The organism is Flavihumibacter fluminis (assembly GCF_021491375.1).
GTDB lineage: Bacteria > Bacteroidota > Bacteroidia > Chitinophagales > Chitinophagaceae > Flavihumibacter > Flavihumibacter fluminis.
The window spans coordinates 695358-719237 of record NZ_JAKEVY010000002.1 but is presented as its reverse complement, the minus strand read 5'-3'; the positions used below and the strand labels follow the sequence as shown (position 1 = coordinate 719237).

Genomic DNA, 23880 nt, shown 5'->3' with positions numbered 1-23880 from the left:
ATGGACCTGCTCCCCCAGAATGCCTGGTTAGAGGCACTGGGATGGGCTATAGTTAACAGCTGGTGGCAGTTTGGAATTCTGTGGATTGTTTGGTTGCTCGTTCAAAAACTCTGGCCCCTACCCTCAGCCGCTTCAAAATATAACCTGGCAATGGCGCTACTGTTGCTTGGCTCTGCCTGGGTTGTTTCAACTGGATTCACCTTTGAAGCCAGTGACCAATTGTATTCAGGTCTTGCACAAGACAATTCTGCTCTTCTTGGGATATCCTGGTGGGAGCAACTGCAAAGGGGTTTTTACCAGTTATTTTCCTTTATCTCTCTTTTTTACCTGGTTTGGCTGGCTTATCGTTTTACCCAGCTGGCGTTTCAATACCAGGATCTGAGAAGAGATGCACGTATGGGACTTCACAAATCACCTGCTACCTTGAGGATATTTGTTGATACGATGAGCAGTCGTATGACATTGGGCAAAAAAGTGGAGATCTGGCTTTCTGATAAAATCGACAGCCCCCAGATCATGGGCTGGATAAAACCCATCGTGCTGCTCCCTGTTTCAGCCATTAATCAACTAAGTCCAGCACAGATAGAAGCTATTTTGATTCATGAATTAGCACATATAAAGAGAAATGACTATATATTTAATTGGATAGTTTCTATATTAGAAAATCTGTTTTTTTTCAATCCATTTGTCAAATTATTTATTTCTGTTATTCGGGAGGAAAGGGAGCATGCATGCGATGATTGGGTATTACAGTTTCCATTTACTCCCAGTGAATATGCAGAAGCCTTATTGCTCCTTGAGCAAAAACGCAACAGCAAATCCCTGAGCCTGGTTTTGGCAGCCGGTGGCTCCCATCGCACTTTATTGTTGAACCGGGTAAAACGAATGCTTCAACTTCCGTTTAAAAATCAACAAAAACAACTCTCAGCCGGTCTCCTGTTTTTGATCCTGGCTAGCACATTCATTGGTCCGTTTTTTCCTTCTACCGGAAGGACCGATACCGGGACTGTGGCTAAAAAGCAGGCTGAAGCAAAAATTTTGAACGGATGGAATGCCGGGATCTCCTCCTGGAACCAGCTTTTTCCTGCAGAACCTACCTACCTTACGATATTTGAAAAGCAATCCGCTGAACGCCCAGAATCTGTTCAAGTTCAAGTTTTAAAAAATACCGATAAATCTATTTCAGAAACTGATAATCAATTAATTGAAACTGTAATTCAAATAGACGATAAACTGCCTCCCAATGAATTAACATGGGTAAGCCAGGAAACGGATGCAGCCCCTGTTATGCATTCTGCAGCTGCTGAAGTAATAGAGGAGATGAAAGCTTTCTCCTTCGAAAGGTCGCAGGCAACCCTGAGCATTCCCGAAGAAGCAGCCAGCTTTTATATGTTGCCCTATGTACCAAAAAAGAGTTTCGAAATAGTTGCCGCCATCGACACGTTGCCAGCGCTTGAGGCAAGACTACTTGCAGAAAGAAAGGAAATGGAAGCCGCCCTTCAGACTCAATTGGCGTTAAATAAAATCAATTGGGTAAACCTTCAGCAGCAATTATTGGAGCTTGGCCATCAGTCCGGATCTGAAAAAGAAATCAAATCCTTGCTGGAAAACGAACTGGCAAAGATCAACTGGACAGCTGTTCAGCAGGAAGCCGAACGAGTATTACAAAATCAAATCCGCCAGGAAATGCTTCAGAAACAGGCCAACCAACAGCAACTTGCGGCTTCTTACCAACAGGCGCTGCAGCAACTGGAGCAATTGGATCAGGAGCTGAAGAAACTGGAAGAGTCTTTACAAAAGGCCTTGGAAATCAAAGAAAAACAGTTAAGAAAGAAAGAAGCAGAGCTACGTAAAAAGCACAAAATCGTTCACATCTAAGGTTCTTTTAACCATACAACGGCCGATGGCCCTTCACAAAATAACAGATCAAGTATGGATAAACCGGCTATAAAGCCGGTTTTTTCCTTGAATACCTGCGTGTAAACAGGCAGATTAATCTGGTTGGAGTAAGTACCGGGCGCAAATTCATTGACGGCATTTTCAAAGTCACCAGTGATTAATTCATCCCCGTTCGTAATCTTAAAAGGATTTTCCAAGCCCAACTTTTTTACTACCCACTCATGGCAGTGCAAATTCCAATCGAACAGGTATTCAAAAGGGTGTTGGAATAATTCTGACATTTCGTCTCGATAGTATTCAAACCAGGGCGAACGGTTATAACAGGAAACAATCGCCCTGAAATGCTCCATCCTCCATCTTCCATCCACCAGTTTTACCTCCTTATAAAATTGTCGTTCATTCCTTCCATCCACAATCGGAACAGATAAACGGAGTGGTCCGGTAGCCCCCGCAATCATAGTACGGTTACGAAAACTCATTTTAGTGTGCATATCACATGATGATAAATAAACATATTTATATTTATATGCTTTTTTATACCAATTAACATTTGCAAAATATTGTAAATCAATTTTTAATGAATTCATATTAAATATATAACAATACAATATGGAATTTTACTATTTCAATGGCCTAATTGCAATTAATGTACTTTGAATAACTATTTTTAATCAGAATATAATATATGTAATAAACTGTAAAACAATTATTTAAATAAAATTAATTTAGCTAAAATTAATAGCGCTTATTATCCTTATTTAATCTGCAGATAGATAGGTTCTATGCCAATTTATTTGGCACTAAAGATAGGTTAATTCAATCAATTGAATTTGCGCATAAACGGCAAATCCCCTATTTTGCCTGCAAATGATACCTTCAATTAAATCCGGCGTTAAATCGCCTTTAATGGTCTTTCTGATCCTCTCCTTTTCAGGCATGATGGCTTGCCGGCAACCCGAGATTCCGGAATACCAGGCACTGGAAAACTTTAGTCTGGGAAAAATTGGAATGAAGGAAACTGTCGTTTCGGCAGATTTGAAATATTACAACCCAAATAATTATGAGTTACAATTTCGGAGGGCAGACCTCGCAATTGCCATTAATGACCGGGCGGTTGGTAATACAGTTTTGGACACATTGATCCGAATTCCAAAAAAGGATACGTTTTATGTGCCAGTTCAGATGAAGGTCAATCTGAAGCAACTGCTTGGTAATGCACTGACATTGCTCATGAATGATGAACTGGATATTAAAGTGAATGGCACCATCCGGATGGGACGATCCGGCTTCTTTATGAATATTCCGGTCAATTACCAGGGCAAGCAAAAAATCGAATGGTGATACATCGTCCACTTGAAGGTGGCATTCACGCCGGCGTAAGGAGGGAAAAAAAAATCCGGTTCCAAACGGAACCGGATATATTAGAATAAATACTATCTACTGTTTTTTCATCCCACCACCATCTTCAGGTTTCTTACAACACTTCGGTAATTTTTGATAAGACTCCTCATTAGCGGTTACATCATCGGCATCATACCCTGCATTGGCAATCGCCGTTTTGATGTTTTCAATATTGGTGCGATCCGTATAAAAAGTGACTTTGGTTGTCTTGCGTTTAAAATCTACCACAGATTTTTCAACTCCCTCTTCCCTGGCCAGGAAGGATTCAATTTTCTTTTTACAGCTTTCACACTGCACACTTGGAGTTTTAATGGTTACAGTCTGGATCGCTTTTTTAGACTGAGCCAGAAGTCCGGCTGAAATACCAAAAAGGAATAACAGCATTACGGATAGTTTCTTCATATTCGATTTTTTATATGTACTAATTTACTAAACTCCTGTCCAGTTTGCGGGATCTTCCCTCCATTTTAACAGTATCGGCTCCAACTTCCGGTCAAACATTCCCTTTTCAAGGGCCAGGCTGATCAGTTGATTATAATTCGTGAGCGATTGAAAAGGAACTTCCGCCTTTGCAAACGCTTCATCGGCTACCGGAAATCCATAAGTGAAAATAGATACCATACCCTGCACTTCTAACCCGGCCGCTTTCAACACATCCACTACCTGCAGACTGCTTTTTCCGGTAGATATCAGATCTTCAATCACTACAACTTTTTGTCCGGGTTCATAAGCCCCCTCAATTTGATTTCCCAGTCCGTGTTCTTTCGGCTTGGGGCGAACATAGATATAAGGCAGCTTCAACTGATCTGCGGCCATTGCGCCCCAGGCAATCCCTGCTGTTGCCACACCTGCCAGCATCTCCGCATCCGGATAACGTTCGAATATCAGGTTGCACATTTCAGACTTGATAAAATCCCGGATGTAAGGAAAAGATAATACCTTTCTGTTATCGCAGTAAATCGGGCTTTTCCAACCGCTTGCCCAGGTAAAGGGCTGCTCCGGACTCAATCGAACGGCATTCGTCTGTAACAATTTCTCGGCTATCGCCTTTTCATTTGATTTCATGTCAACAATTTAGGTGTCGGTCAGGCTTGGTTCAATGATCTGATTATATTTGGACGAGCTAAACCTGCCTGACCTGTAAAGTTATGTACATCAAAATCTATTTCGGGAATAAACCTGTTTTTTTGTGTGATTCGATAAGCGCTGAGCTGGAGCCCCTGTTGCACAAGGATGATGTTATTTTCCTTGAAGAAAACAGCGCCCCGGCGATAAGATCCCTGATTCATGAAATTGAATTGCCGAAATTTAAGGCAGGTATCCTGCTGCACTCCGACCTTAATTCCCTTCAACATACATTCTGGAAAAAATTCACCGTACTGAAAGCCGGAGGGGGTGCCGTTTGGAACGATCAGAAAGAGTTGCTCTTTATTTTCCGTCGGGGTAAATGGGATTTGCCCAAAGGAAAATTAGACGATGGAGAAACCATTGAGGAATGCGCTGTCAGGGAAGTAGAAGAGGAAACCGGCATAAAAGCGCCCCACCTGATTCGCCATTTGCTTACCACCTATCATACCTACCATGAAAGTGGAAAACACATACTGAAAGAATCCTATTGGTATGAAATGAAAGCAGGGGGACAACAGCAACTGATCCCGCAACAGGAAGAACAGATCACCGAAATCAATTGGCTGGCGACTGATCAGTGGGACAAGGTCAAAGAAAACAGCTTCCCTTCCATCCTGGACGTGCTTGAAAAACTCAACCCGTGATTTTTCGGATCGCAACCGTCAGGCGGCTTATGCATACCAACTTGCCTCGCTCGTCATCAATCCGGATTTCCCATACCTGTGTGGTTGCACCCCTATGAACCGGCCGGGTTGTACCAATTACAAACCCATCGCGAACGGATCGTATATGATTCGCATTGATTTCCATTCCCACGGCTATATAACGGGTTGGATCAACTGATAATGCAGCTCCTACACTGCCCAGGGTTTCCGCCAGTGCAACAGAGGCGCCGCCATGCAGCAAACCATAAGGCTGTTTGGTCCGATGGTCAACAGGCATCCGGGCTTTGATAAAGTCTTCCCCAAGCTCCATCCACTCAATACCCAGGTGTTCACCCATTGTACCCTGGCCAAGCGGCAACAAATCAGCCAGGCGCAATTCTGGATTAAACCATATAACAGGCATGCTCAACTGTTTTGTTGTAAACTATTAAATACTGCAGCTGGTATAAAGGGAGAGGCATCGCCGTTGTTACGGATGATATCCCGCACAATGGTAGAAGCTACCGATGTATATTTGGGTTCTCCCGTCAGAAAAATGGTTTCAATATTTTTATCCAGGGTACGGTTCGCGTCTGCGATTGTTTTTTCATATTCAAAATCGCTTACATATCGTATACCTCTTAATATAAAGTTGGCACCGATCTCCTGGCAAAACTTTACGGTTAGGCCCTCGTAAGAAGCGCCCTCCACCTTGGGTTCATGCTTGAAAATCTCTTTAATCCACAAAAGTCTTTGCTCCGCTGAAAACATCGGCGCTTTGGCAGCATTCAGGCCCACACCAATGATGATTTTATCAAATAACGGCAAGGCTCTCGTTACAATATCCACATGGCCCAGTGTAATGGGATCAAACGTCCCGGGAAAGAGGCAGATCTTCATGGTGATTAATTGTTTTGTGATTCTCCCCTTCCCGCGAGCAGGTAGAGTACAGCCATCCGAACGGCTACTCCATTTTCCACCTGTTGCAGAATGATGGATTGTTTACTGTCCGCCACATCGCTGTCCAGTTCAACACCTCTGTTTATAGGTCCGGGATGCATAACGATTATCTCTTTATCCAATCGGTCCAAAAGTGATTTTTTTACTCCATAAGCCAGGTTGTATTCCCGAAGTGAACTGAACAATACCTGGTTCTGCCGCTCTAACTGGATGCGCAATACGTTGGCAACATCGCACCATTCCAATGCCTTTTGTAGATTATATTCCACCCGAACATCAAAGGCTTCTTTCATGTAGGTGGGGATCAGGGTGGGCGGACCGGCAACCATTACTTCCGCACCCATTTTTTTTAATAGATATAAATTGCTGAGAGCCACTCTGGAATGCATAATATCACCGATGATGGCAATTTTTTTACCCTCCAGGGTTCCCAATTTTTCCCGAATGGAAAATGCATCCAGCAATGCCTGTGTTGGATGTTCGTTGATACCATCCCCTGCATTCACAATAGCAGCCGGAATATGTTTGGCCAGGAAATGGGGTGCTCCGCTGGCACTATGCCGCATCACCACCATATCCACTTTCATACTTAAGATATTGTTCACCGTATCCAGCAGCGTCTCTCCTTTGGACACCGAAGAACCACTCGCTGAAAAATTAATGGTATCCGCACTCAGGCGTTTCTCGGCTAACTCGAATGAAATTCTTGTACGCGTGGAGTTTTCATAAAAAAGATTCACAATCGTTACATCACGCAACGAGGGAACTTTTTTGATAGGTCTCTGTAAAACTTCCTTGAATTGGGTGGCCGTGTCTAAAATCAGTTGTATGTCCCGTGGAACCAGCTCTCTAATGCCCAGCAGATGTTTTGTACTTAGTTGCATTAGGGTGCAAAGTTAATTGTTAGAGTAATACCACTTCATCCTTTCCTTCATTTTCCTTCCAGCCTACTTTCACCCTTTCGGTAATAATGGAGTCTATGGATTTACCTACATAATCAGGCTGGATGGGCAACTCGCGACTAAACCTCCGATCTATCAAAACACAGAGTTCCACTTTGGCCGGGCGACCGAAATCCAGGAGCGCATCCATGGCGGCACGGATCGTGCGGCCAGTATACAATACATCATCCACCAGGATCACCTGTTTATCTTCAATGGAAAACGGAATATCCGTTTCGTTGGCAAGGCGTATCTCATTGCGAACATCATCCCGGTAAAAAGTTATATCCAGGATTCCATACGAAACAGATGAAGCCGGAGAAATCAATCGGATTTCCCGAATGATCCGGTCGCTCAACCATTTACCCCTGGGTTGTATCCCTATGATACAGGCTTTGCTCAAATCCGGACAGTTCTCCAAAATCTGATGACTCAGTCTTTTTACCGTTAAATTGATCTGATCTTCACTGAGTATGGTTTTCACTCGCTCAATTTTACGCTAAAATAAGGCTTCAACCCCGTTAAAAAAAACCGGCTGCCTGTAACAGCAGCCGGATCAAATATATCTGATAAATCAACTCTCCTGTAAAAACGGATACCGATAATCTGTAGGAGGATTAAACGTTTCCTTGATTGTTCTTGCACTTAACCAACGATAGAGGTTCAGCATAGAACCGGCTTTATCATTGGTTCCACTGGCACGGGCACCACCAAAGGGTTGTTGACCTACAACTGCACCGGTTGGTTTATCATTGATGTAAAAATTACCTGCAGCATTTCTCAACCGGTTCACCGCCAATTCAACCGCGGCTCTGTCCTGTGCAATTATGGAACCAGTCAGTGCATAATCTGATGTCGTATCCACCAGGGTCAATGCCTTTTCAAACTGATCCGCATCATAGGTATATATAGTAAGTACAGGCCCAAACAGTTCCTCACACATAGTTACGTATTTCGGATCACGCACTTCTATAACGGTTGGCTCAATAAAAAATCCTTTACGTTTGTCGCAGTTCCCACCCACCAGGATTTTTGCTTTTCGATCTTTCTTCGCATTATCAATATATTTTTTCAGCTTATCATAACTCTTCTCATCGATCACCGCATTGATGAAATTGCTGAAATCCTCCACGCTACCCATTTTCATAGTTTCGATCTGCGCGATCAGTTTACGCTTCACCGCATCCGCAATATTGGAAGGCAGGTAGGCTCTGGAGGCTGCGGAACATTTCTGTCCCTGGAATTCAAAAGCTCCTCTTGCCAGGGCAGTTGCCACCACATCCGGATCTGCGGAACGATGCGCCAGTACAAAATCTTTACCACCTGTTTCACCAACGATACGGGGATAGGTTCTGTATTTATTAATATTGGCTCCAACAGTTGTCCAGATCTGATTAAATACACCAGTGGATCCGGTGAAATGTACACCTGCAAAATCGCGGTGTTGGAAACATACTTCTCCAAGAGTTGGTCCATCTACATAAATCAGATTGATTACTCCATCCGGCAGACCGGCTTCCATCAGGATTTTCATGAACATTTGTGCAGAATACACCTGCGTGTTGGCTGGTTTCCACACAACGGTATTTCCGCACATGGCAGCAGATGTTGGCAGGTTACCGCCAATAGCTGTAAAGTTAAACGGTGTAATCGCGAGTACAAATCCTTCCAGAGGGCGCCATTCCAAACGGTTATGGATACCCGGAGCACTTATAGGCTGTTGCTTGTATATCTCACTTAAAAAATGAACATTAAAGCGTAGGAAATCGATGATTTCGCAGGCGCTGTCGATTTCAGCCTGGTAAATATTTTTGCTTTGTCCCAGCATGGTAGTACCATTCAGGTAGGGACGGTATTTGGTAGCAATCAGATCGGCCGCTTTCAAAAAGATGGCAGCACGGTTTTCCCAACTCATCGCTTCCCAGGAAGCTTTCGCTTTGAGTGCTGCATCAATGGCCTGCTGCACATGCTTTTTATCTCCCTGGTGAAAATAGCCAAGCACGTGAGCTCTTTCATGCGGAGGATTGATGGCGATCCGGATACCGGTTCTAACTGCTCTTCCTCCGATATACATGGGAATATCTGCTTCTTTTTTCTTGAGCTCCTCCAGTACTTTTTTCTGGCGAAGCTTTTCCGGTGATCCGGGCGCGTAATTTAAAACGGGCTCGTTCACGGGTAGTGGATAAGAGAAAGTTCCAATACTCATGGTATGTGTTTTTGTGTTAGCTGGCAGGTTCTTCTTCTTTCTGACTCATCAGGTAAGCCTTGATGAATCCATCCAGTTCTCCGTCCATCACCGGCTGCACGTTACCTACTTCAAAATCAGTCCGGTGATCTTTAATCATTTTATACGGATGGAATACATAACTCCTTATCTGGCTTCCCCATTCAATTTTTTTCTTGCTGGCATTGGCTGAATTTTTGGCTTCTTCTCTCCTCCTCAATTCTTCTTCATACAAACGGCTTTTCAGCATCTGCATGGCTTTCTCCCGGTTGCCTAACTGGGTTCTCTCCGTTTGACAGATTACAACAATACCAGTTGGGATATGCGTCAACATTACTTTGGTTTCCACCTTGTTTACGTTCTGCCCACCGGCACCACCACTTCGGGCAGTTTCCATTTTCACTTCGCTGTCCTTCACTTCGATTTCAATGGTATCATCAACCAGCGGGTAAACAAATACGGAAGCGAAAGAAGTATGGCGGCGCGCATTGGAATCAAAAGGCGATATCCGCACCAGTCGATGAACGCCGCTTTCTCCTTTGAGAAAACCGTATGCGAAAGGACCGTCAAACTGGAAAGTGGCACTTTTAATGCCTGCGCCGTCCCCATCCTGCCAGTCGAGCTCAGTAACTGTCCAACCCTGCTTTTCACCATACATTCGGTACATACGGGAAAGGATCTGGGCCCAGTCCTGGCTTTCGGTTCCGCCGGCTCCACTGTTGATCTGAACCACCGCCGGCAGTTCGTCCTCGGGCTGATTAAGAGTACTTTTGAACTCTGCCTCTTCAATGTTTTCAAGCGCTTTGTCGTAGGCTTCCCGTGCTTCTTCTTCTGAAGCCTCACCGGCTTTCCAGAATTCGAACAAAACGGCAAAATCTTCTACCGCTGTTTCAACAGAATGAAACAGTTCGAGCCAGTATTCGTGAACTTTGATTTCTTTTAAAATGGCAGTGGCCCGCTGGTTATCATCCCAAAAACCAGGAGCCAGGGTCAGTTGTTTATCCTGCTGGATCTTTGCTTCGCGGTTAGCGACGTCAAAGAAACCTCCTTAGAACAGTAACCCGTTCCCGTAATGATTTCAATTGTTCCTGTGTCATAGCGCGCAAAGATAAGAGTATATGCTAAAAGTCCTATTTTCATACCTTCAATTCTATTTTATGTATTGGAAATCAGCTGTTATCATGCTTTTGACCGGCATGACCACTCTATTCGTACAACCTCTTTCAGCAGCCCATCCCTCCCTTTCGGAACCCAATGAGGTAACCGCAACCTCTTCAGCCCCGGATCTTAAAAAGGAGCTGGACGCCTTCAGATCACTTGACCGAAAAGAGCGTAAATCACGTTTTAAAGCAGCCAAATCGGTTTTGCGTGAGTACAGGAAAGACCTCCGGCGTGGCCAGGCAGATGAGGCAGATGCCAGCCAGGTTCTGCTGATTATTCTGGGTATTCTGGTACCACCACTTGCTATATACCTGAAGGAACGGACCCTTGGCTGGCCTTTCTGGGCAAGTATTGCATTGCTGGCAACCGGACTGATCGTATTTTCCGCCCTGCCTTTCTTCTGGCTGCTTGCAGCAGGTTTGGCCCTCCTGGTTGTCTTTGAGGTAATTTAACGTTTTATCCATACCCCAACAGCACTTGCGGTTGTAACTTGCAGGTCCAATCGTGTTGAACTAAAATGTCGCATTTGAAACTTTTTACAACGTTTTCTTTACTGTCCTGTTACCTGCTACTAAGCAGCAGTTGCGCGCAGAAAGAAAACCCTAACAGGTCTATGAGCAATGATGTAGTTTATGCTGGTTACCAGCAGGTAACTGACACCGCTACCCTTGGCGCCGGTTGTTTCTGGTGTGTGGAAGCTGTATTCCAGCAATTACAGGGTGTACTCAAAGTGTCTTCCGGGTACTCTGGCGGACATGTAGTCAATCCTACTTATGAGCAGGTTTCAGAAAAGAATACTGGTCATGCAGAAGTAATCCAGGTGGTGTTTGATCCCTCCATGATCACTTTTGATGAATTGCTGGAAGTATTTTGGCAAACCCATGATCCAACTACGCTGAACAAGCAGGGAAATGATGTTGGACCGCAGTACCGAAGTGCCATTTTCTACCATAACGATGATCAGAAAAAGAAAGCACTTTATTATAAAGAGCAATTAGAAAAAAGCGGCGCCTGGGATAAACCAATCGTAACTGAAATTGCTCCGTTCAAAGCTTTCTATGTGGCCGAAGATTATCACCAGAATTATTATCTGAACAACGGATCACAACCCTATTGTTATTTTGTAATACGTCCTAAACTGGAGAAATTCGAAAAAGTATTTAAGGATAAATTAAAACGTAACACACAGGTACAAACGAAGAACAGATAAGATTTTATCATTCAATAAAAAAGCCGGGCTCCTGAAGAAGCCCGGCTTTTTTATTGAATGATATCTTTATTAATGATGGTGGTGATGACCACGTTCAATAACAGCAGGTTTCAATTTAATGATACCAATAAAGTTCATGAACCGCATCACGTAAAAAGTAGGATCCAGTTCAAACCATTTGCGGGCAAAGTTGGGATTCTCTCCATCCTTATGGTGATTGTTCTGAAACAATTCTCCCAGCAAGAAAATACCCCAGGGTTCTGAATTTTTTGAATGATCCCCATTTTTAAAATTCGCATAACCATACTTGTGACCGCACCAGTTTACGATAGCGCCCTGCACGGGTCCCATCAGGTAATGGATAGGCAACAACAGGAACCACCAATAGCTGGGTGCGAAATACACATAGATCAATGTATACGCTACTCCAAAGCTTAAACGGGTTAGCCAGTGATCCGCAAAACGGTCCAGTTTTTCCCAAACCGGCAGATAGGAGCTGGTAAACTCCGCATCCGGCATATTTGTACGAGTAACAAAACTGTTGTATATATTCCGGGTATGCATCATCATGCCCCAAACATCTTTAAAGAAGTGCGGACTGTGCGGATCTTTTTCTGTATCACTGTAGGCATGATGCATACGATGCATAACACCATAAGCACGCGGAACCAGGTAGGAAGATCCCTGGGTAAACCAGGTCATCAGGTAAAACATGCGTTCCCAACCTTTACTGGTAGTATACATCTGATGGGAAGCGAACCGATGCAGGAAGAATGTGTGAAAGAACAGGGACAAAAACCAATGAGAAAAAAAGAAAATTAAAATAACCGTCATCTCTGAATGTTGAAAATATTGAGGGTCAAAGATACACTAATTTGAAATCAGTTTTCGTTAATTTCCACCCTTCTGAGTTCCAGTAAATTGAGTGAGTTTGGTTCAAAATTTTTAACAAAAGGTTGAACAAGATGAATCGCCTCATCGTACCAAAGTGGCACCACGGGCGCATCTTCCAGAATCATCCGATCCATTTGCCGGTAGAGCTCAAAACGCAAACTATCGTTCGTTTCTGTTAGTGCTTTTTCATACAACCGATCAAATGCAGGATTATTGTAACGCGTATAATTCGGTGGTGCAGGATTTTTTCCATAAAAAACACTGAGGTAATTCTCTGCATCCGGATAATCGGCAATCCAGCTGCCCCTGAAAAACAATGCCTGTGATTGAGCCGTCTGCTCCAACAGAAAACTTTTCTGTACCACTTCCACTTTAACGGGTATGCCAAGTTCCTGCCATTCGCGAACAATATAACTTGCCAGTTCACTGTAAATAGGAACAGTAAGTAATCTTATTTCAGGCAATCCCTTTCCGCCCGGAAATCCAGCTTCTTCTAATAGTTTTTGTGCTTTTATCGGATCAAACCTGTAACCCCGCACTTCCAGTGAATCGAAAGAGGGAAGGCCCGCTGGAACAAACCCTGATTCAGCGGCAATACCAATGGAGTTTCTCAGGTAGAGCATCAGTTTACGCCGATCGAAACCATAGTTCAGAGCCTGTCGGATAGCTTTTAAACGAAGTGGAGAAACTTTAACAAGAGCATTGTTGCTATCCACCAATATACCCAGGTACTCAATATTCAGGTAAGCATGTTTATTAAGTGTGATTTTCCCTTCCCAGTCTTTTCGCAGGAGTCCTGTTTTTGTCAGTATCTCATCTTTGAAGGAAGCATCAATATCATTTACAAAATGTAGTTTACCCTGGCGGAACAATAAAAACTCAGTTGCCTTACTGTCATTGAAGCTTATTTTGATGCCGTGCAGATAGGGTAACTGTCTGCCCCTTTCATCCGTTTCAAAATAGGATGAATTTCGCTTCATTAAAAGAGCCTGTCCCTCTTCCAGTGCAACAAACTGAAACGGCCCGGTTCCAACCGGATGCGATCTGAAATCAGGGCCATAAAAATCCACCGCCTCCTTTGGCAATACAGAGCAATACTGCATACTTAAAATGCCAAGTATTGGGGGAAAAGGTGCGATCAAATGCACTTCGAGTAAAGTATCATTTACAGCTAGAAAACCATCTTTCTCTTTAACCCGGTCATTAAATATCCAGGCTCCGCTGCTGGCTGTTGCCGGGTTCATAATCCGCTGCAGGCTATACACCACATCTGATGCCAGCATCCTCCTGCCTTTACCTCCCGGGAAACAGGGATCATCGTGAAAAACGACATCGGGCCTTAAAAAAAACCGATACACCAACCCATCTTCACTGATCTCCCACCGGATTGCCAATGAAGGTTTGATTTGCAGATTGCTGTCCACCTCCACCAGTGTGTTGTATAATTGGTGCACCGCCCACATGATACTCTGGTTTTTGGCAAATGCAGGATCCAGGCTAGCGATGCCGGTTGATTCATTGTAACAAAAATAACCGGCGTCTCCAGCATCCCTGGAACTACATGACCAGCAACACAGGCTTATCAGGAAGATCCAAATACATAAACGGTAATTCCTATATGTGCGCATCCGGATTGAAGCGAGTATATTTATTGAAAATTCGGTTCACTATGCAACTTACGTTAAAGCGTATATTTTTTCTCCTTTTGGCGGCAACTGTTACCAATTCCACTTTCCTTTTTGCACAACCTTTATCCGGTAACCAGGCCATCACACGCCAGGATAGCTTACGGGGAAGCTTAAACGAAAACCGCACCTGGTGGGATGTGAAAAAGTATACGATTTACGTGGAACCCAATTATGCCGCTAAAACCATTAAAGGGTATGTACAACTCAATATAGAGGTAGTAAAAAATCATACCCTGATGCAACTGGATTTGCAACAACCCATGCAGATTGATCGCATCGAATCAAATGGCCGGCAATTTACCTATACCCGGGATGGCAATCATTTTTTTGTAAACATTCCAGGTGGATTTCCGGAAAAAACACACCAGACAATTGTGGTACACTTCTCCGGCAAACCCACTGAAGCCATCCGTCCCCCCTGGGATGGTGGCTGGATCTGGAGAAAGGATAAGTCCGGAAATCCCTGGATGAGTGTGGCCTGCCAGGGGCTGGGTGCTTCGGTATGGTATCCCTGCAAAGATCACCAGAGTGATGAACCGGAGCTAGGTGCAGAATTGCGGATTGTTGCACCAGAGGGATTAACCGCGGTTGGGAATGGCCGGTTGATCAACCAATCGAGCCTGGATAGCGGTCGGACAGTCTACACCTGGGAAGTTAAAAACCCGATCAATAACTATAACATCATTCCTTACATTGGCAAATACGCACATTACTCGGAAACCTTTGATGGTGAAAAAGGAAAACTGGACTGCGATTATTGGGTACTCGAAGAAAACCTGGAAAAAGCAAAAAAACAATTTCAGCAGGTGAAACCCATGCTTCAGTGTTTTGAGCACTGGTTTGGCCCCTATCCATTCTATGAAGATGGTTACAAACTGGTGGAATCGCCCCACCTGGGCATGGAACACCAAAGTGCTGTTGCATATGGAAACCAATATAAAAATGGCTATCTGGGAAATGATCTTTCGGGCACCGGTTGGGGGTTGAAATGGGATTTCATCATCATTCATGAAACCGGTCACGAATGGTTTGGCAACAATATCACCACCAAAGACATTGCAGACATGTGGGTGCATGAAGGTTTTACCAACTATAGTGAAACCCTGTTCACGCAATGCCAGAATAATGCGCAGGCAGGGAATGAATACCAGATTGGCAGCAGAAAAAATATTGACAACGATATTCCAATTATTGGTCCATACGGCGTAAACAAAGAAGGTAGCGGTGATATGTATTCAAAGGGATCCAGCGTAATTCATACCATCCGCCAGATCATGGGTGATGATGAAAAATTCAGGCAACTGTTACGGAGCCTGAATAAAACCTATTACCACCAGACCACGACCTCCGCTGAAATTGAAGCATATATCAATCGCTTTGCAGGCAAGGATTTTAATAAAATTTTCGATCAGTACCTGCGTACCATCCAAATACCGGTACTGGAATACAAAATCCATAAAGGACACCTCTCCTATCGCTGGACCAACTGCGTGGCTGGTTTTGACATGCCCATAAAAGTGGAGTTCAATGAAAAACAGCATTGGATTCATCCGGGCACCGGATGGAAAAAACATCCGGGTAAAATAAAATCCGGACTATTGCCGGATTCCAATTTTTATATCACGGTAAAACAAATTCCCTGATCAAAGTCTCCCTGCACCAATAAATCGTTTACGGTAATATTCTTCATTCAGATCACTGATGACAACCCCATTGGATGTGGATGCATGAATGAACTTGTTATTGGCCAGGTAAATGCCAACATGTGAAACCCCACCCCTTGTATTAAAGAAAACCAGATCACCTTCCTGCAGGTATTCAACGGGAATCTTTTGTGCAGCATCGTATTGCTCACGGGCAGTACGTGGAAGGGTTTTACCAAAAACGGAATTGGACAGATTACAGGTAAATCCTGAACAGTCCACACCCTGTTTAGTATTGCCTCCAAACCTGTAACGGGTTCCATACCAGTCTTCTATAAATTGCAATAAGGATAAATTGGTCAGGTATTCCACCGGTTGATCCAGTAATACAGCATATTTAAAATGCAGTTCTGTACTGTTTTCAATGTTTCCGTATACACCAGTAGACCTTGCCTCAGCAGGAGATCCGAACCAGCCGGTATTGGGATGATTGGGATCAGAAGGACCTTCCTCTCCCGGCGTCATTGTAATACCATCAATAAAGCGTGGATCTCCGGGGACACTGGGTTTGGTTCGCTTTACGGTTGGCGATGCCCCACTGGTTTGCGGAGACTTCGTAGCACCACAACTTACCATAAGAAATGCAGCGCTGATTATATAAACAATTTTACTCAAGAATATCAATTTTAAAAACAACTGTGCAAAAATAACGAATTAGTATTTTACGGGCGGGCGGTAAAAATTTGTTACTTGCAGGACTATGTCCAGGTTTTCACATCTTCATTGCCATACCCAATATTCCCTGCTGGATGGTGCGGCCAATATCCAGTCACTTTATAAAAAAGCGATCAAGAACAATATGCCCGCTATTGCCATTACAGATCACGGCAATATGTTCGGTGCTTTTGAATTTGTATCCGAAGCCTATAAGCACAAGGGTGAGGATGGCAAACCGCTTGTAAAACCCGTAGTGGGATGTGAGTTCTATGTAGTGAAGGACCGTCATCGTAAAACCTTTACCAAAGAACAGAAAGACGAACGGTATCACCAGGTATTGCTGGCCAAAAACGCAGTGGGTTATCAAAACCTGATCAAATTAACTTCTCTCGGATATACGGAAGGCATGTATTCCAAATATCCACGCATCGATAAGGAACTCATTGAGAAGTATCACGAAGGCCTGATCGCTACCACCTGTTGCATTGGCGCCTATGTACCGCAAACCATTTTGCACGAATCAGAAGAAGCGGCAGAAAAAGAATTCAAATGGTGGCTCGATATGTTTGGCGAAGATTACTTCATCGAACTGCAGCGCCATAATATGAAGGAGCAGGAACAGATCAACCAGACACTCCTGAAGTTTGCAAAAAAATACAATGTTCCGGTTATCGCAACCAATGATAGCCACTATACGGATAAGGACGATGCAAATGCGCATGATATCCTGCTTTGCATCAACACAGGTGAAAAGCAGAGCACGCCTGGCTTTGATGACTTTGTGAACGATGATGCAGCAGTAAAAAACCGTCGTTTTAAATTTCCCAACGATCAGTTTTACTTTAAGAGCACGGAAGAAATGTCGGCGCTTTTCAGCGATATTCCGGAAGCGATTGACAACACCAATAGAATCGTTGACCGGGTAGAATTGCTGAACCTCAAGAAAGACATCCTGCTACCTGCCTTCCCGATTCCAAAAGAATTTCAGGTGCACGCAGATTCCAATCTCAACCAGTGGGAATACCTCCGTCACCTGACCTATGAAGGTGCAAAGATGCGATACACGGATATCACCCCTGATATCCAGGAACGGCTCGACTTTGAATTGTTTACAATCAAGACCATGGGGTTTGCCGGCTACTTCCTGATCGTAAGTGATTTCATCCGTGCGGGAAGAGATCTCGGCGTATTTGTGGGACCGGGCCGCGGTTCAGCAGCCGGTAGTGCGGTAGCCTATTGTATCGGGATCACCAATATTGATCCAATCAAATACAACCTGCTGTTCGAAAGATTCCTGAACCCGGATCGTAAGAGCATGCCCGATATCGATACCGATTTCGACGATGACGGCCGACAGAAAGTGATTGACTACGTGGTTCAGAAATATGGCAAAAACCAGGTAGCACAAATCGTTACTTATGGTACCATGGCCGCCAAAATGAGTATAAAGGATGTAGCACGCGTTTTGGATCTGCCACTTTCGGAATCGAATGCCCTGGCCAAACTGGTGCCGGATAAACCGGGCATTGAACTGGGTCGGGTACTGAAAGCACCGCTCACGGAAAAAGACGGAGAAAAATCACTGGAAGCAAAGGAACAGTTGGCGCCGGAAGACATGGAGAATGTGCGCCAACTTCGTGCGATTTACAGCGGCACCGATTTAAGAGCACATGTTTTGCAGGAAGCGGAACGCCTGGAAGGATCTGTCCGAAACACCGGGTTGCATGCAGCAGGTATCATCATCGCACCGGATGATTTGATGAACATCATCCCGGTTTGTACCGCCAAAGACTCTGATCTCCTGGTAACCCAGATCGAAGGCAGCATCATTGAGGATGCAGGGGTTATCAAAATGGACTTCCTGGGATTGAAAACCCTGACCATTATCAAAAATGCCCTCGCCATGATCAAAGAGAATCATGGGGTGGATATTGTGATCGACGATATTCCATTAGACGATAAAGCCACTTTTGAACTCTATCAACGGGCAGACACGATCGGGACCTTCCAATTTGAAAGTCCGGGTATGCAGAAGTACCTCCGCGATCTGAAACCCGACCAGTTTGCTGACCTGATTGCGATGAACGCCCTGTATCGACCGGGACCTTTGGCTTATATTCCGAATTTCATCGACCGAAAACATGGCCGGGAAGAAATTGCTTATGACCTGCCGGAAATGGCCGAATACCTCCAGGAAACCTATGGTATCACCGTTTACCAGGAACAGGTAATGTTGCTGGCCCAGAGCCTTGCCGGATTTAGTAAGGGGGATGCCGATGTACTGCGAAAAGCGATGGGTAAAAAACAGAAAGCAGTACTGGACAAAATGAAAGCCCAGTTTGTGGAAGGCGCCATGAAAAAAGGCCATCCCAAAGACAAACTGGAAAAGATCTGGACAGACTGGGAAGCATTTGCTCAATATGCATTCAATAAATCGCATTCCACCTGTTATGCATTTGTGGCTTATCAGACCGCTTACCTGAAAGCCCATTATCCCTCTGAATACATGGCGGCCGTATTAAATAACGCCGGCAGTATTGAAAAAATCACCTTCTTTATGGAAGAGTGTAAGCGTATGGGACTGGAGGTATTGGGACCGGACATCAACGAATCCAAAAAGGGATTTGCTGTGAACAGGGAAGGTGCCATCCGTTTTGGCCTGGGAGGATTGAAAGGCGTTGGAGAAGCAGCGGTAGACAGCATTATCAGTGAAAGAGCACAGGCCGGTCCATACATTTCGATCTTCGATATGATCAAACGTATCAATCAGCGTTCGGTAAACAAAAAAACATTGGAAAGTCTGGCCTACGCGGGTGCCTTTGATTGTTTCCCCGAACTGCACCGGGCCCAGTATTTTTTTATCCCGCAGGGCGATACCAGCACGGGCCTCGAAAAGATCATCAAATACGGGAATATTTACCAGGCTCAGTCGCAGGGTACTACCAACACCTTATTTGGTGATCTGCCTGCTGTACTGGACATCCCGGCCCCCAAAATCCCAGCCTGTGATCTCTGGTCTCTGACAGACCGGTTGGAGAAGGAAAAGGAAGTAACGGGCATCTTCATGAGTGGACATCCCCTGGATAATTTCCGGTTCGAGATGAAACATTACGGCATTACACCGATTTCGGAATTCCTGGAAGTGCTCGAAAGCACTACCCTTCAGGCAAGCGGTAAGCAATACCGTCTGGCAGGTCTCGTACTGGACGGTCAACACCGGCAAACCCGAACCGGTAGAAGCTTTGGATCTTTGAGTGTGGAAGATTACTCCGGCAAAACGGAGATCATGTTATGGGGCGATGATTACATGCGATTCAAGGACTACCTTGAAAAGGGCAAGATTATCTTTGTAGTAGGGTCCTTTAAAAACCGATTCAATTCCGATAAATATGAGTTCAAAGTGGAGCGGATCAGCCTTTTGGAATCCATCAAACATGGTATGACCAAGCAGGTAACGCTCTTTGTGGAACCAAGGCATGTAACGGAGGAAATGATCAGTTTCCTCGAAGGAAACCTGGTCAAGTACAAAGGCGGAAGCACTTCACTGAGAATCAATTTGATGGATGTAAAGAACCAGCGGTTAACAAGTTTGTACAGCCTTGGGCCGGGACTCAATATGAATGACGAATTGGCGGTTTGGATTCAGGGCAGACCTGAAATCGAGGTAAAAATTGACACAACTTAACAGTACTTAACAATTGGCTATGTCATAACAGCCCCTTTCAACCAACGGAACTATTTTTGCGTTTAAAGAGTTATCAAATAAACATCATAAAATACAGAATCATGGCTTTAGAATTCACCGATTCCAATTTCCAGACTGAAGTACTGGAGTCTGATAAATTAAGTGTTATTGACTTTTGGGCAGAATGGTGTGGCCCTTGCCGCGCTATTGGTCCGGTTATCGAAGAACTTTCCAAAGAGTACGATGGAAAGGTTAAGATCGGAAAAGTAAATGTGGACAATAACCCGCAACTTTCCATTAATTATGGCATTACTTCCATTCCGGCAATCCTGTTCGTGAAGAACGGCCAGGTGGTTGACAAGCTGGTTGGAGCTCAACCAAAGTCCAATTTTGTAAAGAAAATCGAAGCTCATATCTGATAAAATTCAGATACCAGGGATAATAAGAGGTCTTCCATAAGGGGGACCTCTTAGTTTTTATTGATCCGGGTCAATGACCGCAGAATTTATTCGACGAATGGCAGGAAACTGGCGTCTACGGCATACTATTTGAAGTTTAAGGTCGTTCAAGATTAAGATTCATACCCTATGTCAAATCCAATCATCCGTAAAGGCTGGATTGTGCTTTTTTGCGCTGTCCTGTTAAATGCCTGTACAAAGCCCGATCAACAGGCAGATCTCCCGCCTGTAGGCAAATCCACAGAAACGGAACTGGTTACTATATCCCTTCAGGGGAGGATTACGGATCAGCAGACTGCCCCGGTAGCTGGCGCAGTGGTACGTTCCGGAAATCATGTAACCACCACTGATATCAATGGAAATTATCGGTTTTCGTCCATTCGGGTAAAACCCAACAGCGGATTGGTGGAGGTTTCGGTAAACGGTTTTTTCCGCGAGTACAAAGGGTTTGAGGTGATGCCGGAAACAGAACATTATGTTCGGATGCAGTTGGAGCCCCTGAACAGCGGTGTACGTTTTGCAGCCGCCAGTGGTGGATCCTATACCTTGCCATCCGGTTCAGGGATTGAGTTTGGTCCGGATGCTATTGCAGAAGCAGCAAATGGGCAGCAGTATTCAGGAAACGTACAGGCAAACGCCTTCAGTAAAGATTCAGATGACCCAACCTTTTATGGAGTAATTCCTGGGTCCAAGGGCAGAGACTTACAAAACAAAGCAGTATCTATCCAATTTATAAGCGCAGTGGTAACCGAATTAACCGGTGACGCAGGTCAACAACTTCAGTTGAAAACAGGTAAAGCTGCAACTGTGCGTTTCCCCATTCCCGCAACCAGGCAGATGAATCTGCCAGGAGCAGTTTCTCTCTGGTCCTATGACCCCATCAGCACCGAGTGGAAAGAAGAAGGGAAAGCCCGCCGCGATGGAAATTTTTATATCGCCCAGGTTCCGCATTTTTCAACATGGGCTGTAGGTACAGCACTTCCTGCTGCTCCTCTTAAGGCTACTGTTACCGATATAGCCGGTGAAGCATTTTCTTTTGCCCGAATTCAATTGTATACGGCGGATGGAAAACAACTGCTTGGCAGCCCTGTTCACACGAACAATAAAGGGGATCTTTTAATGAATGCGCCGAGCAACCAGGCAATGGAAATCCGCATCATTAATTCCTGTGATGAAGTGTTGGCAAGTCAGCAAATCAATACCGGTTCTTCCAACAACTGGCTCGGCACTATTAAGGCCGGTACTACTGGCAGAAACAACCTGGTACTTTCAGGCAAAGTGCAAAACTGCAAAGCAGCTCCGGTTTACAAGGGCTGGGTGAATGTGGTAATTGATGGTCAGCAATACAAAGCCAGTATCAACAACGGCAATTTTCAATTGAACTTGAATCGCTGCTATAACACCAATACCTATGCGAAAATAACGGCAGTGGATGAAGAGGGCAACCAGGAAAGTAATTCAATCATGATGGAAGTTTCTACAGGATCGGTTGACCTCGGGTTACTGAGCACCTGTAATAAAAGAAACATGCAGTATATCAGCTATACGCTGAACGGAACCAATTATCTCTTGCAAGCTCCAACCGATTCACTGGTTCAGGCTAAAGCGAATGGTGAGAGAACCTATGTGATCAACTGTTACAAAGCAAATGATCCAACTGCTGTTGCTTTCAGCCTGAGTTTTTCAGGTAATGAAAACCCCGGTGAATACCCCGTAACTACACTAAAGTTCAGCCAGAATAAAACACAGCTTACCAGTGCAGGTACCTGGCTGGTTAAAATCACCCAGTTCGGAAAGGTGGGAGAATACATTGAAGGAACTGCAAACGGGAATATGCGTGATCTAAGCAGCAATCGTACCCTGCCCTTTAATTTTCGGTTCAAAGTAATCCGAAACCAGTAAGGTTTACATCAGGATGCCAGCAATGGTAGCACTCAGGTAAGAGGCCAGGGTTCCGCAGAGCAGGGCTTTTAATCCCAGCCTAGCGAGATCACTTCTTCTTCCCGGAGCAATTTCACCGATACCACCGATCTGCATGCCAACCGAACTGAAATTAGCAAAACCACAAATTGCAATACTTACGATCAGCAATCCTTTATCAGATACTACTGGCACAGATTGGTTGGTCAGGTTCTGAAAGGCTACGAACTCATTGATGGTAAGTTTTTGTCCCAGTAAGGTAGCCACATTGTCAACATCATCCAGGGGTACTCCCATGGCCCATGCGAAAGGATAGAAAATCTTTCCGAAAATATAATTCAGGCTGAGTTCAAACTCCGGGTTGAAAATATGTCCGATTTTGATCAGTACCCAATCAATACAGGCAATCACGGCAATAAACCCAATCAGCATGGCAATAACATTCATGGCAATTTTGAATCCATCACCTGCACCATGCGAAATAGCATCTACCACATTAGTATAATGGCTTTTAACCTCCAGTTTCACCCTACCCATGGTCTGGCTTTCTTCGGTTTCGGGGAATACAATTTTAGAGATCACCAGTGCGCCGGGAGCTGCCATCAGACTTGCCATAATCAATTTGGGAGCAAGATCCAATCCGGCCTGTGCCCCCATGTTGGCATAAACAACCAGAATCCCACCCGCAATACAGGCCAGGCTTCCACTCATACTGGCCAGCAGTTCACTTCGGGTCATGGTTTGTAGATAAGGACGGATCATAACTTGTGCCTCTACCTGGCCAACAAATGCAGAAGCCACATTACTCAAGGCTTCCGCACCACTTACCCGCATCACAAAATTCATGGCTTTGGCGATCACAGCCACAATACGCTGCATGACCCCGAAATGATAAAAAACGGCTACCAGTGCGCAAACCAGGATGATTGTGGCCGTAACATTAAAGGCAAAAACAAATCCGCCTGCCACATAATTTCCAACTGTGCCATCTGGCTGATAGGTAGCAATTCCGCCATATACGAAGGATGCCCCCTTCCTGGCAAATATTTCTATCTTTTCCATGCCTTTCCCCAATAACTGAAAAAACCGGGTAACAGCCGGCACTTTCAAAACCAGGATGGCAATCAGTAATTGCAAGGCAATTCCGCTGCCTACCACCCGTAAATTGATCTTCTTTTTGTTATTGGAGAATAAATAAGCGATCCCTAAAATGAGAACGATACCAATGAGACCCTGGAATCGATGCATGAACAGCAGTTTTTAGTGGCAGCAAGATATATGTTTTTTCAATCCTTGGCTTCTGTAAG

General features: G+C 44.6%; 22 protein-coding genes. 9 read left to right on the top strand and 13 right to left on the bottom strand.

All coding sequences use genetic code 11. The features are described from left to right. On the top strand, nucleotides 1-1878 hold the full coding sequence (locus tag L0U88_RS09370; RefSeq protein WP_234865787.1) for a M56 family metallopeptidase: 1878 nt from the start codon (nucleotides 1-3) through the stop codon (nucleotides 1876-1878). On the opposite strand, the gene L0U88_RS09365 is transcribed toward L0U88_RS09370, so the two are convergent. After that, nucleotides 1875-2378 (bottom strand): WbqC family protein, encoded by a 504-nt coding sequence (locus tag L0U88_RS09365; RefSeq protein ID WP_234865786.1) that lies wholly within the window; start codon nucleotides 2376-2378, stop codon nucleotides 1875-1877. The genes L0U88_RS09370 and L0U88_RS09365 overlap by 4 nt on opposite strands. A 427-nt stretch (nucleotides 2379-2805) precedes the next feature. On the opposite strand from L0U88_RS09365, the gene L0U88_RS09360 reads away from it, so the two are divergent. Beyond that, nucleotides 2806-3240, top strand: a complete 435-nt coding sequence (locus tag L0U88_RS09360) for an LEA/WHy family protein (RefSeq protein WP_234865785.1) — start codon at nucleotides 2806-2808, stop codon at nucleotides 3238-3240. Nucleotides 3241-3336: 96 nt separating this feature from the next. Here the strand turns inward: L0U88_RS09360 and L0U88_RS09355 are convergent, their stop codons facing one another. Together L0U88_RS09355 and pyrE are read right to left on the bottom strand one after the other, a co-directional pair. Beyond that, complete coding sequence (locus L0U88_RS09355; protein WP_234865784.1) at nucleotides 3337-3702, bottom strand: heavy-metal-associated domain-containing protein; 366 nt, start codon at nucleotides 3700-3702, stop codon at nucleotides 3337-3339. Between the two features lie 27 nt (nucleotides 3703-3729). Continuing rightward, nucleotides 3730-4365 carry an orotate phosphoribosyltransferase gene (gene pyrE / locus L0U88_RS09350; RefSeq protein WP_234865783.1) on the bottom strand — a complete coding sequence of 212 codons (636 nt, stop codon included), beginning with the start codon at nucleotides 4363-4365 and terminating at the stop codon, nucleotides 3730-3732. A 122-nt stretch (nucleotides 4366-4487) separates the two neighbouring features. Between pyrE and L0U88_RS09345 the strand changes: the two genes are divergently transcribed. Next, nucleotides 4488-5072 carry an NUDIX hydrolase gene (locus L0U88_RS09345; RefSeq protein ID WP_234865782.1) on the top strand — a complete coding sequence of 195 codons (585 nt, stop codon included), beginning with the start codon at nucleotides 4488-4490 and terminating at the stop codon, nucleotides 5070-5072. Here the strand turns inward: L0U88_RS09345 and L0U88_RS09340 are convergent. From L0U88_RS09340 to prfB, 6 genes are all read right to left on the bottom strand, one after another. Further along, complete coding sequence (locus L0U88_RS09340; protein WP_234865781.1) at nucleotides 5062-5496, bottom strand: hotdog fold thioesterase; 435 nt, start codon at nucleotides 5494-5496, stop codon at nucleotides 5062-5064. The two genes, L0U88_RS09345 and L0U88_RS09340, sit on opposite strands and share 11 nt — an antisense overlap. A gap of 2 nt (nucleotides 5497-5498) precedes the next feature. Further along, on the bottom strand, nucleotides 5499-5972 hold the full coding sequence (gene coaD / locus L0U88_RS09335; protein ID WP_234865780.1) for a pantetheine-phosphate adenylyltransferase: 474 nt from the start codon (nucleotides 5970-5972) through the stop codon (nucleotides 5499-5501). Nucleotides 5973-5977: 5 nt separating this feature from the next. Further along, the gene (locus tag L0U88_RS09330) at nucleotides 5978-6916 is read right to left on the bottom strand and encodes an aspartate carbamoyltransferase catalytic subunit (protein ID WP_234865779.1); all 939 of its coding nucleotides are present in this window, start codon (nucleotides 6914-6916) and stop codon (nucleotides 5978-5980) included. Between the two features lie 19 nt (nucleotides 6917-6935). After that, on the bottom strand, nucleotides 6936-7457 hold the full coding sequence (gene pyrR / locus L0U88_RS09325) for a bifunctional pyr operon transcriptional regulator/uracil phosphoribosyltransferase PyrR (protein WP_234865778.1): 522 nt from the start codon (nucleotides 7455-7457) through the stop codon (nucleotides 6936-6938). Between the two features lie 90 nt (nucleotides 7458-7547). Then, complete coding sequence (gene pruA / locus L0U88_RS09320) at nucleotides 7548-9179, bottom strand: L-glutamate gamma-semialdehyde dehydrogenase (RefSeq protein WP_234865777.1); 1632 nt, start codon at nucleotides 9177-9179, stop codon at nucleotides 7548-7550. 16 nt (nucleotides 9180-9195) lie between these two features. Continuing rightward, nucleotides 9196-10294 (bottom strand): peptide chain release factor 2 gene (gene prfB / locus L0U88_RS09315; protein WP_353620644.1). Its coding sequence is split into 2 segments (ribosomal slippage): nucleotides 9196-10242 and nucleotides 10244-10294, totalling 1098 coding nucleotides; the frame shifts between segments, so codons are not numbered across the junction. Nucleotides 10295-10354: 60 nt separating this feature from the next. Here prfB and L0U88_RS09310 point away from each other — a divergent pair. Beyond that, nucleotides 10355-10810, top strand: a complete 456-nt coding sequence (locus L0U88_RS09310) for a YqaE/Pmp3 family membrane protein (protein ID WP_234865775.1) — start codon at nucleotides 10355-10357, stop codon at nucleotides 10808-10810. Nucleotides 10811-10884: 74 nt separating this feature from the next. Further along, on the top strand, nucleotides 10885-11568 hold the full coding sequence (msrA, locus tag L0U88_RS09305) for a peptide-methionine (S)-S-oxide reductase MsrA (RefSeq protein ID WP_234865774.1): 684 nt from the start codon (nucleotides 10885-10887) through the stop codon (nucleotides 11566-11568). 69 nt (nucleotides 11569-11637) lie between these two features. On the opposite strand, the gene L0U88_RS09300 is transcribed toward msrA, so the two are convergent. Next, on the bottom strand, nucleotides 11638-12402 hold the full coding sequence (locus L0U88_RS09300) for an acyl-CoA desaturase (RefSeq protein ID WP_234865773.1): 765 nt from the start codon (nucleotides 12400-12402) through the stop codon (nucleotides 11638-11640). Nucleotides 12403-12449: 47 nt separating this feature from the next. After that, nucleotides 12450-14090 (bottom strand): ABC transporter substrate-binding protein, encoded by a 1641-nt coding sequence (locus L0U88_RS09295; RefSeq protein WP_234865772.1) that lies wholly within the window; start codon nucleotides 14088-14090, stop codon nucleotides 12450-12452. Nucleotides 14091-14131: 41 nt separating this feature from the next. Between L0U88_RS09295 and L0U88_RS09290 the strand changes: the two genes are divergently transcribed. Further along, a complete protein-coding gene (locus L0U88_RS09290; protein WP_234865771.1) occupies nucleotides 14132-15793 on the top strand; it encodes a M1 family metallopeptidase in 1662 nt (553 codons plus the stop codon). Here L0U88_RS09290 and L0U88_RS09285 read toward each other — a convergent pair whose 3' ends face one another. Then, complete coding sequence (locus L0U88_RS09285; protein ID WP_234865770.1) at nucleotides 15794-16468, bottom strand: C40 family peptidase; 675 nt, start codon at nucleotides 16466-16468, stop codon at nucleotides 15794-15796. An 85-nt stretch (nucleotides 16469-16553) separates the two neighbouring features. Here L0U88_RS09285 and dnaE point away from each other — a divergent pair, with 85 nt between their 5' ends. The 3 genes from dnaE (at nucleotide 16554) to L0U88_RS09270 (ending at nucleotide 22555) form a co-directional block, all read left to right on the top strand. Continuing rightward, nucleotides 16554-20195 carry a DNA polymerase III subunit alpha gene (gene dnaE / locus L0U88_RS09280; RefSeq protein ID WP_234865769.1) on the top strand — a complete coding sequence of 1214 codons (3642 nt, stop codon included), beginning with the start codon at nucleotides 16554-16556 and terminating at the stop codon, nucleotides 20193-20195. 101 nt (nucleotides 20196-20296) lie between these two features. Then, on the top strand, nucleotides 20297-20614 hold the full coding sequence (gene trxA / locus L0U88_RS09275) for a thioredoxin (protein WP_234865768.1): 318 nt from the start codon (nucleotides 20297-20299) through the stop codon (nucleotides 20612-20614). A 168-nt stretch (nucleotides 20615-20782) separates the two neighbouring features. Continuing rightward, nucleotides 20783-22555: a carboxypeptidase-like regulatory domain-containing protein gene (locus tag L0U88_RS09270; protein WP_234865767.1), complete on the top strand. Its 1773-nt coding sequence runs from the start codon at nucleotides 20783-20785 to the stop codon at nucleotides 22553-22555. Between the two features lie 3 nt (nucleotides 22556-22558). Here L0U88_RS09270 and L0U88_RS09265 read toward each other — a convergent pair whose 3' ends face one another. Continuing rightward, on the bottom strand, nucleotides 22559-23821 hold the full coding sequence (locus L0U88_RS09265) for a NupC/NupG family nucleoside CNT transporter (protein ID WP_234865766.1): 1263 nt from the start codon (nucleotides 23819-23821) through the stop codon (nucleotides 22559-22561). Between the last annotated feature and the right edge of the window lie 59 nt (nucleotides 23822-23880).